This window comes from Nakamurella sp. PAMC28650 (genome assembly GCF_014303395.1).
In the GTDB taxonomy this organism is placed as follows: Bacteria; Actinomycetota; Actinomycetes; order Mycobacteriales; family Nakamurellaceae; genus Nakamurella.
On sequence record NZ_CP060298.1, the window covers coordinates 4,235,385 to 4,250,496 of the forward strand.

Below are 15,112 nucleotides of genomic sequence, written 5' to 3' on the forward strand. Positions count from 1 at the left end.
GGATCGTATCCGCTTCGCGCCGAGATGGATAGAAGGGACGGCCCCTTCACCGCCGGACGCCGGCAGTCGGTCGCGCACCGTCCCGGGCCGCACTGTGATCATAGAAACTGCTGCGGATCCCAGGAATGGTGTTCGAACAGCACCCATTCGGGTGTGAGATGAGGGAACACCGTGACCCTGGTCTCCCGGCCCGCTCCCGCGTCGAACACCGGCAACAGGTAACTCTGACGACGGCCGGCCGCGGCCAGCAGTTGGATGCGTATCCCCTCGACGTCGAAAGCCGGTACCTGGTGCCATGTATTGGGGCCGGCGTCGGAACTGGAAGCGAAAAACCACATACCACTGAGCATCTCGGCCGACACCGTCCTGGCGGCATCCCCTGAACGGGCGAAAAATCGTCGGCACCGAAAGCACACAGGGTCACCGGCCGCCGTGCTGCAGATGGCCCGGAGTCCCTCGGCCACATCGCCGATCCTGCATCTGCCCGCCGAGCAGGCTGGTAGACAGGACGGGTGGCCGAGTCGATCGATCGAGATGAACTCGGATATGCCGACCTCCGTAGCTACGCCGCGATCGGCGCGACGGGCGCACCGTGGCACTGGTCGCCCGGGACGGTCAGGTCGACTGGCTACCCATCCCCGCCATGCATTCCCCGCCGGTCTTCGCCGCGCTGCTCGACGCTCGGAACGGTGGCTTCCTCTCGCTCCACCCGGTCGCACCTTTCACCGTCGTCCGCGAATACGTCCCGCGAACCAACGTGCTCGCGACCACGTTCCACACCGCGGACGGCAGTGTGCGGGTGACGGATTCGCTCAACACCGGGGTGGCGGGCCGACTGCCCTGGGCCGAACTGGCCAGGCGGATCGAGGGTCTCACCGGAACGGTCACCATGTGTGCCACGGTCCGGCCGGGGACGTGCCTGAACACTTCCTCGCCGTGGGCGGAGACCACGACGGCGGGTGTCCTGCTCGAGGTCGACGGGGTCAACATGGCGGTCCGTACCGCCGGAGCGAAGTCGGTGACGAACCGGGGACATCAGATGGACGCCGAATACACCGCCACCCCCGGGTCGCGACACCTGCTGGCGGTGGTCGGTACCGAACGGGAACCTCTGTACATCCCGTCGCCCGACGACATCGACGGCGGCGTCGACCGCACCATCGCCAACTGGACGACCTGGGCGGATCACTGTCGGTGGGACGGTCCCTGGGCGGAGGCGGTGCTGCGCAGCGTGCTCGCGCTCAAACTCCTCGTCCACGCCTCGACCGGCGCCATCGCCGCCGCGGCGACCACCTCCCTCCCGGAAAGCCTTGCAGGCGGCAAGAACTGGGACTACCGGTACGCGTGGGTGCGGGACATGGCCTACTCGCTCACGGCGCTGTTCCGTTTCGGGTTGCGCGAGGAGACACACGGTGCGATCAGTTGGCTGCTGGCCACCATTCGCGACCATGGCCCCGAACCGCACATCTTCTACCGCCTCGACGGTGGCCCCGTCGAGGCCCAGCAAGCGCGTGACGTCCCGGGCTGGCGCGCGATCGGGCTGGTGTAGAGCGGGAACCGGGCCGCCGAGCAACTGCAGCTCGGCGTGTTCGGTGACCTCTTCAGCATCGTCCGACTGTATGTGGACAACGGCAATGCCCTTGACACCGATACCGGCCGGATGATGTCCGCCGTGGCCGATCTGGCCTGTGACCGGTGGCGCAGCAAGGACTCCGGGATGTGGGAGCTGGAGGAACAGCAGCACTACACCTCGTCCAAACTAGGTTGCTGGCAGGCGCTCACCGCAGCTGCGCACCTCGCCGAGATCGGCCAGATTCCCGGCAACCCGACGCGATGGCTGGCGCAGGCGCAGGAGATCCGGGCGTGGGTGGAGGAGAACGCGTGGTCGGCCGAGAAAGGTAGCTATCTCTGGTACCCGGGGACCGACAAGGTGGATGCCTCCGTTCTGCTGCACATCATCAGCGGGTACGACCGGGGAGCCCGGATGAATTCGACCGTCGACGTGCTGCGATCCGAGCTGGGCGACGGGCCGCATCTGTACCGCTACTCCGGAGCCTCCGAGCAGGAGGGCAGCTTCGTGGCCTGCTCCTTCTGGATGGTTTCCGCGTTGCACCTGCTCGGCCGGCGAGACGAGGCCATCGAACTGATGGATCGATTGGTCGCGTGCACCAACGATGTCGGTCTTCTCTCCGAGATGATCGACCCGCGGAACGGGGACTTCCTGGGAAATCTGCCGCAGGGACTGAGCCATCTGGCCCTGGTCAACGCCGCGATCACGATCCTGGGCGACGTCCAGACCGGCATCGACTGAACGACAGGAATGCCGGCAGTTGGCCCCGTCCACCTTTCGCCCGGCGAACGAAGCCATCCCTGGGGCCATGCGGCACCGAACGACTGGCACCCGGCGTTCCTGGTCGGCGGGAGGGCCGCGACCCCGACCGCAGAGCCCCTGCTGATCAGGGCGCCGGGGCCGACGTCGTCGGGGTCCATCTGTTGGCCGCGGCGTCGTAGCCCGCCAGCCCGGCGTCCTCGAAACCTCTCAACCATCCCGTCATCGGCCAGAAACCCCAGCGGCGCTCGAAAATTGCGGCGTTGCGCAGGATGTCCTCGAGATGATCCACCGGAAGCCGCTGCGTCGGATGGTATTGATGAAATGCCTCGGCGCCCCCCACCCAGACCAGGTCGACGCCCGCGCGATGAGCGGCGTACCCGAAGTCGGTGTCCTCCGCGCCGTATCCCACGTACTCCTCGTGAAAGCCTCCCAGCTGTCGCCAGGCGGCAGCCGAGAGCGCGAACGACAACGACCAGAACAGACTCCACGACGAGGACGGCATCAGTTCCCCGGGTGCCGGGTTCGGGCGCGCGGGATGCGGATCACCCTGCAGGGTGTCCAGATCGGCCACGCGCGCATCGGGGTCGAGGTAGCGCACCACACCGCAATGCAGGGCCGGCGTCGTCGAGGCGGCCAACGACCGACGGTAGGAATCGATCAACGCGGCCGACGGGATGCAATCGACATCGAGGAAGATCAACTGGTCGGCGCCGGCGCGCAGTGCCTCCGCGGCACCGAGATTCCTGGCCGCCGCCAGTGGAAGGTGCTCGTCGCACTCGATCAGCCGCGTCCGCACCTCGCAGCCGCCGTCCGCGAGCGGCCCGCTCCGGGTCTGCTGGATCGCCGCCGGATCACCCATCGACACCACCACGTAGACGTCGGGCGAGAGAGCCGAACGGGCCAGACCGACCTGTTGGTGGTGGAGATGGGCGTGTCGACCCGCGACGATGGTGATGACCGCGATCCTCACGTGGCCGACGCTTCCGTCGAGGTGGGCACCAGGGATGCGGCGGTCTCGTCCAGGAAGGCTGCCGCCCGCGCTGCCCCGTCCTGGGCCAGCCAACGGGCCCAGGCATGTCCGCCCAGGGCGATCGCCGCGTCCAGCAGCACCGGCCAGCGGTCGCCCTGTGGCCAGCGCGCCAGGCCGACGGCCACTCCGGCAGCATCGAGAGTCATTGCGGTGTCGTGCTGTTCGCCGTGGGGGCGGGCGTCGGCGATGACCACGGCCGGCGTCCGGGACGCGGCGACCTCGGCCACCGCGTTCTGGCCGGCATGCGTGATCACCACGTCCGCCCACGCCAGCAGGAAACGCACCTCGCCATCGGCCACCCGGTGCTCACCGGTGCCTCCGGCGAACCGCCAGGTTCGATCGGGCCCGGACCTCCGTGCCTCGGCCAGCTGGGCGTCGGTGAAGGCGGCCGCCGCATCCTGTGACCCCCCTGACCCCCAGAGCACGAGTACCCGGGAGGGGCCACCGTGAGCGATCGTGCGCGCGGGTGGCGCGGGGGTGAAGCGTGAGATGGGGCCGGCGTAGAAGGTCTTCTCGTGCCATGCCTGCGGCCAGGCCGGATCGGCGAATTCCGCTGTCCAGGTGGCCATCAGCGCGTGGGCACCGTCGTACGCGCTGCGATGGGCCCGGTCGGTCCGGTCTCCCCGCATCGCCATCACCACGGTCGGAACCCCCAGCAACCGGCACAGGGTGGCCACCTCGACCGACACGTCGACCACCACCAGGGTGGGCGCCGTCCGCGCGATCCAGGATGCGATGAGTGCCATCCTCGCGCGCAGACCTGGATGGTGCCGCGGGACCCAGTGCAGCGTGCCGTTCGCCGTCGGTTCCACGAAGACCGCACCGGTGTCGTCGGAGGGCAGGTGGAGCCATTCCGGTTCCTCGTTCCGCCGGATCCCCGGCGGGCCACCTCCCGGCCGAGGGAGCGACGAGAGCACGGTCAGTGGTTCGACCAGTTGTGCCGCAATGGATGTCATCCGCTGCAGATGACCATGGCCCTGGTGATGCACGTAGTAACCGATCACAGCCGGTCCCAGGCCAGGACAGCGTCCTGGTAGACGTCCTCGTAGCCCCGCACCATTGCCGTGTCGCTCAAACGAGTTTCCGCCTCCCGGCGCACCGTCCTGCGGTCCAGCCCGAGGGCCTCGCGAAGGGCCGCCCTGGCCGCCGCCATCTCGTCCGGATCGAGCCGCGTGGACCGCGGAACGGGCAGCAGACGCCCGGACGCCGTACCCACCACCTCCGGCAGCCCCCCCCTGGCGAAAGCGACCACCGGCGTACCGCAGGCCAGCGCCTCGGCCGCCACCAGTCCGAACGGTTCGTCCCAGGCCGGCGTCACCAGAGCCACCGCGCTGCGGCCGACCAGCTCTGCGAGCTCCCCGCTGTTCAGGTGCCCGACGTAGCGGATCCGCTCGTCGAGCTGCGGCGCCACCTGCGTTCGGAAGTACCCCTGGTCGACGATGGGCCCGGCGATGGCCAGCCCGAGACCGGCGGCCCGTGCGATGTCGATGGCCAGGTGTGGGGCCTTCTCCGCGACGATCCGGCCGGACCAGACCGCCTCCGGGCCACCGGGACCGGGTCGCCACCAACGGGTGTCGATGCCGTTGAGCACCACGCGCGGAGACAGGAAACGTGACCAGGAAAGCGCGGTCGATCGGCTCACGGCGATGAAGTGGCCGTCGGACCGACCCCCGGGACCAAGGATCCGCTCGGCCCACGGCAGGGGCGGTGTGTGCAGCGTCGTGATCAACGGGCACGGCAGCGAATCTGCCCTTTCCACCAGGAGTGGATACAGCGAATTGTTGTGGATGATGTCGAAGTGCCCCAACAGGTCCGAATGGAGATCCTCGGTCAGTCCGGCGAAGCCGGCGAGTTCGGCAGCCCGGACCGCCGGATTCTCCATGGTGTCGGCGCGCTCCCCGGCGGCATGACGGGGTAGCGCTCCGAAGACGTGGTCGACCATCTCCGGATCGCTGCCGGCGGCTCCCGCCACCACGACCGAGTGCCCACGCGCCCGCAGACCCCTGGCCAGCGAGGCGGTGTGGGCCTCCAACCCGCCGGCGAACGGCTCGGCGATCGGGTACCGCAGGGACGCGACGACCAGGACCTTGAACGAGACCGCCGACATCGTCTCCGCAGCCTGATTCGGCGGGAACATCTGACTCATTGAGGGTTACTCCTTCGAAGAACGTCCTTGCCGCAGTACCCGGCGATAAACCTGCTCGTGGGTCGCCGCGATCTCGCGCCGCTGGCCTGCGCGGTCGGGTCTGGCAGGTCTGGCCGAACCCGGGTCCGCCACGATGGCCCGCACCCGGTCCAGCAGCCCGGTGGTCCCGGGGCCGTAGCGGGGATGCCCGTGCTGGTCGCTGTAGGAGCCCGCCGCGGGAACCAGTACGGCGGTGCCGAGGTCCACGCAGGCCTCCAGCCAACCCGAGTGGGTGCCGAAACCATAGGGGAGGATGCACAGGTCGATGGATTGCAGGTAGTTCCACAACTGGTCGTCGTCCAGGCGGGGATGCACCTCGATCTGCACCTGCCGATGGTCCCGGGCCGCAAGGATCCAGCGACGGAGCCCGGTCGCTCGGGGGTCGTGGTCGGTCTCCCGCAGCACCTCGGGATGGACGTCGACCCGCAGGACGACCCCGGGCAGGTCCGTCAGGCCCGGGAGCAGCGCGGTCAGTACCGGCAGCGGATCGATGTTCGCCCGCAGGCTCTTGGCGTGCACGCCGATGACGAACTTATCGCCGGGCGTCGCCCGTCGGCCCATCCTCGACAGTGGAACGATGTGAGGGTGCGGGATGACGGTGGCCTGCCGGCCCCAGCGATCCAGGATCACCGAGGCGGCGCTGTTCGTGAGGGTGATCAGCGCGGCGGCGGCGGGGACCAGGATCTCCAGCTGCGCCAGGTGGGCGGCCGGATCCGCGAAGTGGGGGTTGACCAGATCATGGACCGTCAGCACGAGCGGAATGCCAAGTCTGGCGAGCAGGCCGACCCAGGCCGCCAGATGCCCGGGAGTGGCGTCGTCGAAACCGAAGTGCAGATGCATCAGGTCGAACTCGTCGTGGTGCTGCTCGACCCAGACCAGGTCGAGCATCCTGGGCGGCCACCACTGGTCCGGTCCCGCGCCGGCCACCGACGGGCGCGGATCCGGCAGGCGGATGACGGCGCCGTCTCCACCCGGATCCGTCAGGTGTTGCACGTAGGGGTGGCCGGCCGGTACGGACGCGACGCGGATCCGCTCGGGCGGCATCGGACGGGCCCTCCTCTTCATCTGGTAATTCGTCTGGTGATCGGCCGACCATCGGCGGTTCGCGTACCTTCGCGGAATGTCCACCGTCACCGGTCGAACCCGTCACTACGGGTCCTTCTACCGACTCTCCGACGACCCATACCAGGGTTCCCCGTCCAGCCCCGGTCCGAACATCCTGGTATACGGCAACTGTCAGGCCGAAGCCCTTCGAATTCTGTTGGCCTCGTCGACGCTGTCACCGGTGCGAACGATGCGCATTCCCCCGGTCTTCGAACTCGAACCGTCAGATCTACCATTCCTGCGGCTCGCCGCGGCCGATGCCCAGGTTCTGGTGGCCCAACCCGTCGGTGACGGCTATCGCAACCTGCCCCTGGGTACCGCACAGGTGGCCGCGATGATGCCGTCGGGCAGTGCGGTGATCCGATGGCCGGTGGTCCGCCACGCCGGGCTCCACCCGTGGCAGGCGATCGTGCGGGACCCCACAGATCCCTCCCGGAATCCGCCGGTGGTCCCCTATCACGACCTGCGGACGCTGGCGGGAGCGAAGGTCGGCCAGGACCGCCACCTGGTACCCCCCTCCTCGGCGGCGATCATGGCCCTGGACGAGGAATCGACCGCCGAGCTCCGCCGACGTGAGAACCGGGACTGCGACGTGTCGGTGTCCGACCTGTTCGAACGGCCCGAGCCCGGGGACATGAAGACCATCAACCATCCCGGCAACCGGATCCTCCTGGAACTGGCCCGCCGCGTGCAGCAGGCCATGGGGAGCTCCCCCGACGTCACCGACCCGGGTCGCACCCTGTTGGGAGAGGTGGTCACCCCGCTGGAGGCGAGCGTCGCCGACGCGTTGGGCCTGCCGTCGCCGACCCGTGAGGCCTGGCAGATCAGCGGGCGCGCAGTACCTGCGTCGACGATTCGGCAGGCTCAGACGCGTTGGTACGCGGACCATCCCGCCATCCTCGAGGCGGGTTGGGACCGGTACCGGGCCACCATCGAATTGCTGGGGCTCTCGTGAGGGATCGCATCACCCTGGTCACGTGCGGTCCGACGGAACACGGAATCTGCCGATTCGGCCGCGACCTGGCCGAGACCGCGCAGCAACAGGACTTCACCGGAACCGTTCTGCACCATAACGATCCGCACCTCCTCGCGGCGGTGGTGGACCGGGTACCCGGGGACACCCGGCTCCTGCACCTCCAGGCCAACGACTGGCTCTTCACCGATCGGACCCACCGGGCCGAGGAGGCCGTCCTCGATCTGGCCGCGCTGTTGCGCATCCGCCGGATCGTCTTGTCGTTGACCCTGCACGACCTGCCCCAGCAGGCGGTCTCGCGGGAGCTGTTCCTCCGGCGGGCCAGGAGCTACGCCGCGATGGCAGGCGCAGCCGTCGGGGTGGTGGTGTCCAGCGAACACGAAAGGCTGTTGTTGGAGGAGGCCGCGGCGATTCTCGGATCGGTCGACGGCCCGGCCGTGGTCGGGCAGCGGATGCCCCCGGTCGAGGTGATCCCGCTCCCGGTCCGCACCGGGCCCCGCAACGGGCCCGACGACCGGCCCGGCCACCGGCGGGAAGCACGTGCGGCCGGACCCGTCCATGCGTCGGCACCCGTGATGGGGGTGCTGGGCTTCATCTATCCCGGCAAGGGACACCGGGAGGTCCTGGAGGAACTGGCCTCGACGAGGACGCCCGTCGCGCTGGTCGCGATCGGCCGCCCGTCGGACGGCCATGCGGCGATGCTGCCGGACCTGATCGATCTCGGCCGACGCCTGGGCATCGAATTCACCAGCACCGGCTTCGTGCCGGACGGCGCCCTCGCCGCCCATCTGCGGGGGGTGGCGGTCCCGATCGCCCCGGCACCCCACGTCTCGGCCTCCGCGTCCGTGAACTCATGGATCGCCGCCGGTCGCCGCCCCCTGGTGCCGGCGAGCCGATACGCACAGGAGCTGTGCGATCGGATGCCGGGTGCGGTCCGGATCTACGAGCCCGGGGAACTCTGCGCGGCCGTCGAATCCGCGTTGGCGGACCCGTCGCTGACCTACCTGCCGCCCGGCTTCCGGCCCCACCCCGACCGCACTGAAGCCGCCTCCCGTTACCTGCGGTGGCTGCGGTCGATCGCTGCGTCGTCCACCCGATGACACCTCCCCGGCGAGCGGGCGCGAGCCGCGGGCGTGGTGCCCTCCGTTTGGGATGCATCACGACGGGCACTGTGAGACCAGTCGCAGCGACCGCTCGGTCGCGCACCGCGAACGGACGGTCGGCGGACAGAGCCGACACCTGCACTCACACGTAAGGAACCCCGAGATGACCGACCTGGTCACCGATGCCGCCAAAGTTGCGAGCCTGGCCAAGGACATCCGCATCACCATGTTGACCACGATCGACGAAGAGGGCCACTTCATCAGTCGGCCCATGGCCCAGCAGGAGGTCGAGTTCGACGGCACCCTGTGGTTCTTCGCGGAGCGTGCTTCCCGGAAGGTGGGACACATCATCGCGAATCCCCGGGTGGGCGTGACCATGACCTCCGCCGACACCTGGATCTCGATCTTCGGGACCGCCGAGATCATCGAGGATTCCGCGAAGGCGCACGAACTCTGGAACCCGTGGGTGGAAGCCTGGCTGCCACAGGGTCCGGACGATCCCGGCGTCGTCCTCATCGAGGTCACCGGTATCGGAGCCGAGTACTGGGACACCCCCGGTGGCCGGATCGCGTCCGCGATCAGTTTCGTGAAGTCGAAGGTCACCGGACAACGGTATGACGGTGGAGAGAACGAGAAGGTGGAACTCTGACATGCCGATGAGCTCACCGGAAGGAAAAGGCTGGGTCAAGGAACGCGTCGGGGCCTTGGCGCAGCAGGGTCCCCTGGACGTGCTGGACGTAGGTCCTGGTGTCGGTACGTATGCGAAACTACTGGCTGGTCCTGAGGTCTCACGTATCACCGGTATCGAGATCTACGCGCCGTACGTCGAGACCTACCGTCTCCGCCAGTACTACGACGACATCATCATCGGCGACGTCAGGGAGGTCGAGATGCCGCCGGCCGATGTGGTCATCCTGGGCGACGTGGCCGAGCACATGACGGAGGCGGAGGCGATCGACCTGTGGTCACGGTCGGCGACCGCCGCCCGCAAGGCGGTCTACCTGTCCATCCCGATCGTCCACTACCCGCAGGGCGAGATCGAGGGCAACGAACACGAGCACCACGTGGTCGACGACTGGGACCACCACAAGGTGATGGAAGCCTTCCCGGGAATCGGCCGGTACTGGCTGGGCGACGAGGTCGGTGTCTACGAACGACTGACCGGTTGACCATCGAGGCGACATCGGTCGGGGACGGCAGGTTCGCCGTTCCGGGCAACCGGTGGGATCTGACGCTGGATCCCGGTGACCCACTGGCGTACAGGGACACCGAGACCTCCGTCGTCGTCCCGTTCTACGACAACCAACACGATCTGGACCTCCTCCTGACGGCCCTGTCCGTACAGACCCACCCCTCGACTCGTCTGCAGGTCGTCATCGCCGACGACGGGTCCCCCCGGCCGCCACAGGTACCGGATCAGGCCCGGGGCCTGAACATCTCGGTCGTCGGGCAGCAGAACGCCGGCTTCCGCGCCGGGACCGCGCGGAATCTGGGCGTCAGCCGCTCCGAGGGCGAGGTCCTGCTGTTCCTCGACGGTGACACCGTGCCGGGCCCGGACTACGTCCGCCGGCTGAGCCGCCTCCCGGCCGCGATACCGGACGCCGTGGTGTCCGGACGCCGGCGATACGCCGACCTCAGCCGCTGGACCCCGGCGGACCTGTTGACCTGGTTCGCCGGCCACCACGCGGGACCCACGGGGTGGGAGGAGCCGTCGTGGATGACCGGCGAATACGAACGGACCGGGAATCTGCTCCGGGTCCATCCGCGCAGCTACAAGTATCTGATCGGAGCCGTACTGGGCTGTACCCGCGAGATGTTCGATGCTGTCAGTGGTTTCGACGAGAGCATCGTGGGATACGGCGGCGAGGACTACGACTTCACCTACCGGGCCTACAATTCGGGCGCGGTGCTGGCGTACGTACCGGGCGCCGTGGCGTGGCACGACGGGCGCGAGTGGGCCGGGCGCACTGATCCGGACCTGCAGTCCGCGCAGAAGAATCGCGAGATGATGATGCTCGCTGCCCGTATCCCGGAACCGTCGATGCGCGGGCACGGGCAGATCTACCCGGTGGTCGACGTGCTGGTGGATGTCCACGGCAGCGGCTGGACCCTGGGCGCCGGGGTGCTCTGCATCCGATCTCTGCTCGCCACCCTGGATTGTGCGGTCACCGTCGTCGGCGAGGACGAGTCGTGCGTCAACCTGAGGGCCGCCTTCCGATCCGATCCCCGCGTGCGGGATGCTCTGTCCTGCAGCGAGGATCAGATTTCATCCGACGCCAGGGCGCGCCTGCACGTCGTGGTGCGCGAGGCGGTCCGCGTGACCCCGTCCTTCGCAGACCGGGTCGGTGAGCTGCTGGAGGCCGATGGCGGTTCTCTCGACGTCACCGCCGGGGGCCGGTCCGTCGTCACCGTTGGTTCGCACCGCCGCCGGACGCGGCTGGCGCGGTACCCCCTCCTACCGGCGGAGGTGACGGACCACTGGTTCTCGCAGTGCGCCATGGATCATCGGGAGTCGGGCGTGGACCTCATCGCTGCGGAGCCGCGGCTCGCCGCCGTCTTCGGAGGCTACTGAGCCCGTCCCGTCGTACGGCGTCAGGGTTGACGCCCTGTTTGTTCGGGTAGGTAAAGATCAGACGCTCCAGCAGCCCAGGGATGTGCGGGCGTCGAGGTCCCACCGCTTGAACGAACAGGCGGTGGGGCCGCCTCCACCCGAGCAGGAACAATCGTGATCTCCACCCTCCACGAGGTCACAACTGGTTGCGAACACCTGCCTCCGATTGCACACCGGCCAGTTGCGCGTCGAGTCCCTCCTCCAACGACTCCCTGGCTCGTCCCCGCCGGCCCGTCGGGAGCACCAGTCGCCCCCGACTGTCCTCCAGGATCGTCGCCAACCCTCCGTAGAGACCCACCGCGGCGATCACCAGGCCGATGATTCCCGACCAGTGCGCCAGCGTCACCTGACCCGAGAGCTGCTGCAGGCCGCTGAGGACGAAACGTACTCCGGAGGCCACCAGCAGTATTCCCAGTGCCGGCTTCCCGGCGATCGCCGATCCGGCCAGCAGCAGCAGGATCAGCGCCAGGACGAAGTCGAAGGCCGACAGGACGGGACTTCTCGCTCCCGGGGCAGCGGAGAGCATGCTCAGGCCCGTCAGTACCCAGCTCCCTCCGAGGATCGAGAACGCCGTGCCGGAACCCACATCCCGCCCGAGGAAGGCGAACACCGCGGCCAGGGCCTCCAGAGGTCCGGTGAAGGCGACCAGGATCACGGCGACCTGCCGTGCGTCCTGCTGCGGGAACACGTCCAGGCTCAGCAGGCTGGTCATGGCGACGCCCACAGCAAAGGCGAAGAAGCCCAGCGGGAGGGGAGAACCGATGGGGCGCAGGATGATGCGGGTCTGCGCGTCCGGAACATCAGCCATGCGCAGTCTCACAACCCGCGGAGAGCAGGAAGGATCTCGGCGGTGGCGGCGGACAGGAAGCTGGACTGATGATCGGGCCCCACCTGTACCAGGGCCAGGTCGGTGTAGCCGGCGTCGAAGAACTTCTTCGCTGCGGCCACCACGGCGCCGACATCGTCCCCACAGGGGATGACGCCCGCCACGTCCTCGGGTCGGGTGTAGTCCGCCGCACTGGAGAAGGCAGCCGGGCTGGGCAACTCGGCGTTCACCTTCCAGCCGGGCAGGCTCCACCGGAACAACGCATGCGCACGCTCGGTGGCCGCTTCGACGTTCGAATCCCAGGACACCGGCAGCTGCGCGACCTTCCGGGACGAACTCCGGGTGCTGTACCGGTCCCACATCGCGGTCAGCTCGGGTTCCGGGTCGATCCCGACCATGACCTGGCCGAGGGGTCCGAAGAGTTCGCACGACTGCTGTCCCGATACCGCGATGCCGATGGGGACGCGGACTTCCGGAAGGTCCCACAGCCTGGCCGAATCCACCTGCAGGTGTTCGCCCTGGTAGCTGACCGACTTTCCGTCGAACAGAGCGGAGATGATCTCGACGGCTTCCACGAGGCGGGCCTGCCGGACGTTGGCCCCCGGCCACCCGGTGGCCACGATGTGCTCGTTGAGGGCCTCGCCGGAACCCAGCCCGAGGGTGAACCTGTTGCCCGAGATGATCTGGAGGGTGGCGGCCTGTTGGGCGACGACCGCCGGGTGGTAGCGGAAGGTCGGCGATGTCACGTACTTCATGAGTTGCCCTGTGTCAAGCTGCCGTTTCTTGATCTTGGTTCAGGACTCGTTGAAGTGCGCCGTGGTTGGCCGGGTCGTAAGCGGTGTGGTCTTGCCAGCAGCGCCAGATGATGTGTATCCAGGCGCGCCCCAGGATCCTCACGGCGTGGGGATGGTCGTGGCCTCTGCCGATTGCTTTGGCATACAGGTCGGCGGCCCAGGGGTTGGCCATTCGGGAGTCGCCGGCGAAGTCGCAAATGGCGTCGCGGAGCTTTTTGTCTGCGCCGAATCGGAAGGTCACGGCCTTGACCTTTCCCGATTGTCGGGTGGACGGGGCGACACCGGCCAGGCAGGCCAGGGAGTCGGCGGTGGGAAACCGGCCCCGGGCATCGCCGTTCTCAGCAAGCATCCGGGCCGCGCGGACGCACCCGGATCGGGGCAGGGAAGTGAGGATCTGTTTGTCAGGGTGGGCGTCGAGTTGCGCGCCGATGGCATCGGCCAGGACACGGATCTGCGTGTTGAGGGTGCGCAGCACGGCGATGAACACTCCCGTGGTGACGGCGTGCGCAGCTGCGGCGGCCTCGGTGGTGCCGCGGGGCGCTTTGACGATCTTGGCGTACAGGACCGCCGGGTCGGTGCCGCCGCTGTAGCTGACCGAGGCCAGCCACGCCGCCAGGGCTGTGACCGAGAGCCGGTCGGCTTGTTCCTGGGTCGTGAATTTAGCCAGGAACAGCAGGCTGATATCGGAGTCGATCGCAGCGAAAAGAGTTGCTGCGGCCGGGAAAACGATCTGCAGGTGCGCGCGGAGCTGGTTGGCGGCAGCGACCCGGTGCACGACGAGATCTCGACGGGCCCGGACGGTCGTGCGCAGCGCGGTCGTCGCTGCGGTGTCCTGCTGCAAGGGACGCAACCGGCGTCGGTCGGTGCGGACCACATCGGCAAGGACGTAGGCGTCGAACCGGTCGTCCTTATTACCCGCGGAGCCGTACCGGGATCGCAAACCCTTCACCTGCGCGGGTGGGATCACCAACACGGTCAGCCCGGCGGCCAGCAGCGCTTGGACGACGGTTCCGTCGGGTCGTTCGATTCCCACCTCCTGAACCGCGGCGTCCAGCAGCCGCCGGACCATGTCCTTCAAACCGGCACGGTTGTCGTTGATCATGAATCGTTGCAGGGCTTCGCCGTCGTCGCCGACGATGCAGACGGCGTGGTCGTCTTTAGCCCAGTCAACGCCGGCGCAAATTCGCGCGGCGGTTCGTTCTTCGGCGACAATCATTGTCGTCTCCTCGCTGTTGCTGCAGTGGGGAAACACCCGGTGGTCCCGGGGCACCGCAGCCGGTCGCTCACTGAATCGGCGCTCGCTGGCGCACAGCCCTGTAGCCAGTCTGGATGTCCTGGGGTCACCGGACCTCGCAGAACTCATGATCGACCTCGACGGTCGAGCCAAGTAGGCGATGGCCCGGTGGGGACCAGAAGTGCTATCAGCGGTTCATCTGGAACCACTCACACAAGGATGGTGCACCAGTGAGCCCGACCCGCTCGGTGGCCTGCGCCACCGCGCCCAGCGTGACCCAGGCGTTGGGAGAATGCCCCATCTCCGTCAGCCAGGGGAAGTAATGGTCACTGCACACCTCGAAGTCGAAGCCTGCCTTTTCGGCTCCGACCGCATTCTCGATCAGATCGAGAGGACCGCTCTGCTCCGTCATCAAGGTGTATCCGATTGATCTCATATTCCAATGATGACATACGATTCACGAGGTTGCCAGACCGCAATAAGGTTGCTGGACAACGGTTTCCGCTCTGTTGCACAGTGTGGCGACGTTTGGGGCCACTTCGGTTGGGCAAGGCGGACGAGCGCTGGTGCGGAATCAGCTGCGGACCCGACTGTTCTTTCCGACCCTGGTCCAGATCAGCAGCACGATGACCGCCCCGATGAACGATCCGATGATGCCCGAGGGCTGTAGGAAACCGTTCTGCGCGTCCTTGTGGAAGATCAGGTAACCGAGGAAGCCGCCCACGAACGAGCCGACGATCCCCAGCACCATGGTCATCAGGATCGAGAGATCCTGACGACCGGGCACGACCAGCCGGGCCAGTGCGCCGGCGATCAATCCGATGACGATGATGGTGACGATGAGACCGAGCATGCCGTTCCTCCGATCGACGAACGCTTTTCGCGGCCGTCTCGCTGGTTCTGGATGGTTTCCTGCCAGC

The 15,112-nt window shown here is 67.9% G+C and carries 14 protein-coding genes and 2 pseudogenes; 6 read left to right on the top strand and 10 right to left on the bottom strand.

Going from position 1 to position 15,112, the window contains the following annotated elements:
• Positions 1-98 precede the first annotated feature (98 nt).
• Entirely contained in the window at positions 99-338 is a 240-nt protein-coding gene (locus H7F38_RS19180) for a hypothetical protein (RefSeq protein WP_187091316.1), read from the bottom strand.
• A 174-nt stretch (positions 339-512) separates the two neighbouring features.
• On the opposite strand from H7F38_RS19180, the pseudogene H7F38_RS26100 reads away from it, so the two are divergent.
• A pseudogene (locus H7F38_RS26100) lies at positions 513-2,311 on the top strand (glycoside hydrolase family 15 protein).
• 145 nt (positions 2,312-2,456) lie between these two features.
• On the opposite strand, the gene H7F38_RS19190 reads toward H7F38_RS26100, so the two are convergent.
• From H7F38_RS19190 to H7F38_RS19205, 4 genes are read right to left on the bottom strand one after another with little or no spacing between them, the layout of a single operon-like run.
• The gene (locus H7F38_RS19190) at positions 2,457-3,302 is read right to left on the bottom strand and encodes a glycosyltransferase family 2 protein (RefSeq protein WP_187091317.1); all 846 of its coding nucleotides are present in this window, start codon (positions 3,300-3,302) and stop codon (positions 2,457-2,459) included.
• Positions 3,299-4,318 (bottom strand): glycosyltransferase, encoded by a 1,020-nt coding sequence (locus H7F38_RS19195; RefSeq protein ID WP_222618181.1) that lies wholly within the window; start codon positions 4,316-4,318, stop codon positions 3,299-3,301. Before H7F38_RS19195 ends, H7F38_RS19190 begins: the two co-directional genes overlap by 4 nt.
• A 44-nt stretch (positions 4,319-4,362) precedes the next feature.
• Complete coding sequence (locus H7F38_RS19200) at positions 4,363-5,508, bottom strand: glycosyltransferase (RefSeq protein ID WP_222618182.1); 1,146 nt, start codon at positions 5,506-5,508, stop codon at positions 4,363-4,365.
• Positions 5,509-5,514: 6 nt separating this feature from the next.
• Positions 5,515-6,591 carry a glycosyltransferase gene (locus H7F38_RS19205; protein WP_187091319.1) on the bottom strand — a complete coding sequence of 359 codons (1,077 nt, stop codon included), beginning with the start codon at positions 6,589-6,591 and terminating at the stop codon, positions 5,515-5,517.
• A gap of 76 nt (positions 6,592-6,667) precedes the next feature.
• Here H7F38_RS19205 and H7F38_RS19210 point away from each other — a divergent pair, with 76 nt between their 5' ends.
• The 5 genes from H7F38_RS19210 (at position 6,668) to H7F38_RS19230 (ending at position 11,299) form a co-directional block, all read left to right on the top strand.
• Positions 6,668-7,606 carry a WcbI family polysaccharide biosynthesis putative acetyltransferase gene (locus H7F38_RS19210; protein WP_187091320.1) on the top strand — a complete coding sequence of 313 codons (939 nt, stop codon included), beginning with the start codon at positions 6,668-6,670 and terminating at the stop codon, positions 7,604-7,606.
• A complete protein-coding gene (locus H7F38_RS19215; protein WP_187091321.1) occupies positions 7,603-8,724 on the top strand; it encodes a hypothetical protein in 1,122 nt (373 codons plus the stop codon). Before H7F38_RS19210 ends, H7F38_RS19215 begins: the two co-directional genes overlap by 4 nt.
• Positions 8,725-8,890: 166 nt before the next feature.
• Positions 8,891-9,376 (top strand): pyridoxamine 5'-phosphate oxidase family protein, encoded by a 486-nt coding sequence (locus tag H7F38_RS19220; RefSeq protein WP_187091322.1) that lies wholly within the window; start codon positions 8,891-8,893, stop codon positions 9,374-9,376.
• 7 nt (positions 9,377-9,383) lie between these two features.
• Positions 9,384-9,896: a bifunctional 2-polyprenyl-6-hydroxyphenol methylase/3-demethylubiquinol 3-O-methyltransferase UbiG gene (locus H7F38_RS19225; RefSeq protein ID WP_187091323.1), complete on the top strand. Its 513-nt coding sequence runs from the start codon at positions 9,384-9,386 to the stop codon at positions 9,894-9,896.
• Positions 9,893-11,299, top strand: coding sequence for a glycosyltransferase (locus H7F38_RS19230; RefSeq protein WP_187091324.1), 1,407 nt, complete (start codon positions 9,893-9,895; stop codon positions 11,297-11,299). The genes H7F38_RS19225 and H7F38_RS19230 overlap by 4 nt, the downstream gene beginning before the upstream one ends.
• A gap of 175 nt (positions 11,300-11,474) precedes the next feature.
• Here the strand turns inward: H7F38_RS19230 and H7F38_RS19235 are convergent, their stop codons facing one another.
• From H7F38_RS19235 to H7F38_RS19255, 5 genes and pseudogenes are all read right to left on the bottom strand, one after another.
• The gene (locus tag H7F38_RS19235) at positions 11,475-12,146 is read right to left on the bottom strand and encodes a GPR1/FUN34/YaaH family transporter (RefSeq protein WP_187091325.1); all 672 of its coding nucleotides are present in this window, start codon (positions 12,144-12,146) and stop codon (positions 11,475-11,477) included.
• 8 nt (positions 12,147-12,154) lie between these two features.
• Positions 12,155-12,919: a TIGR03557 family F420-dependent LLM class oxidoreductase gene (locus tag H7F38_RS19240; protein ID WP_187091326.1), complete on the bottom strand. Its 765-nt coding sequence runs from the start codon at positions 12,917-12,919 to the stop codon at positions 12,155-12,157.
• Between the two features lie 13 nt (positions 12,920-12,932).
• A complete protein-coding gene (locus H7F38_RS19245) occupies positions 12,933-14,174 on the bottom strand; it encodes an IS110 family transposase (RefSeq protein ID WP_187091327.1) in 1,242 nt (413 codons plus the stop codon).
• Between the two features lie 250 nt (positions 14,175-14,424).
• Positions 14,425-14,628: pseudogene (locus tag H7F38_RS19250) on the bottom strand (LLM class flavin-dependent oxidoreductase); the annotation flags it as partial.
• Between the two features lie 138 nt (positions 14,629-14,766).
• Positions 14,767-15,045 (bottom strand): GlsB/YeaQ/YmgE family stress response membrane protein, encoded by a 279-nt coding sequence (locus H7F38_RS19255; RefSeq protein ID WP_187091329.1) that lies wholly within the window; start codon positions 15,043-15,045, stop codon positions 14,767-14,769.
• Between the last annotated feature and the right edge of the window lie 67 nt (positions 15,046-15,112).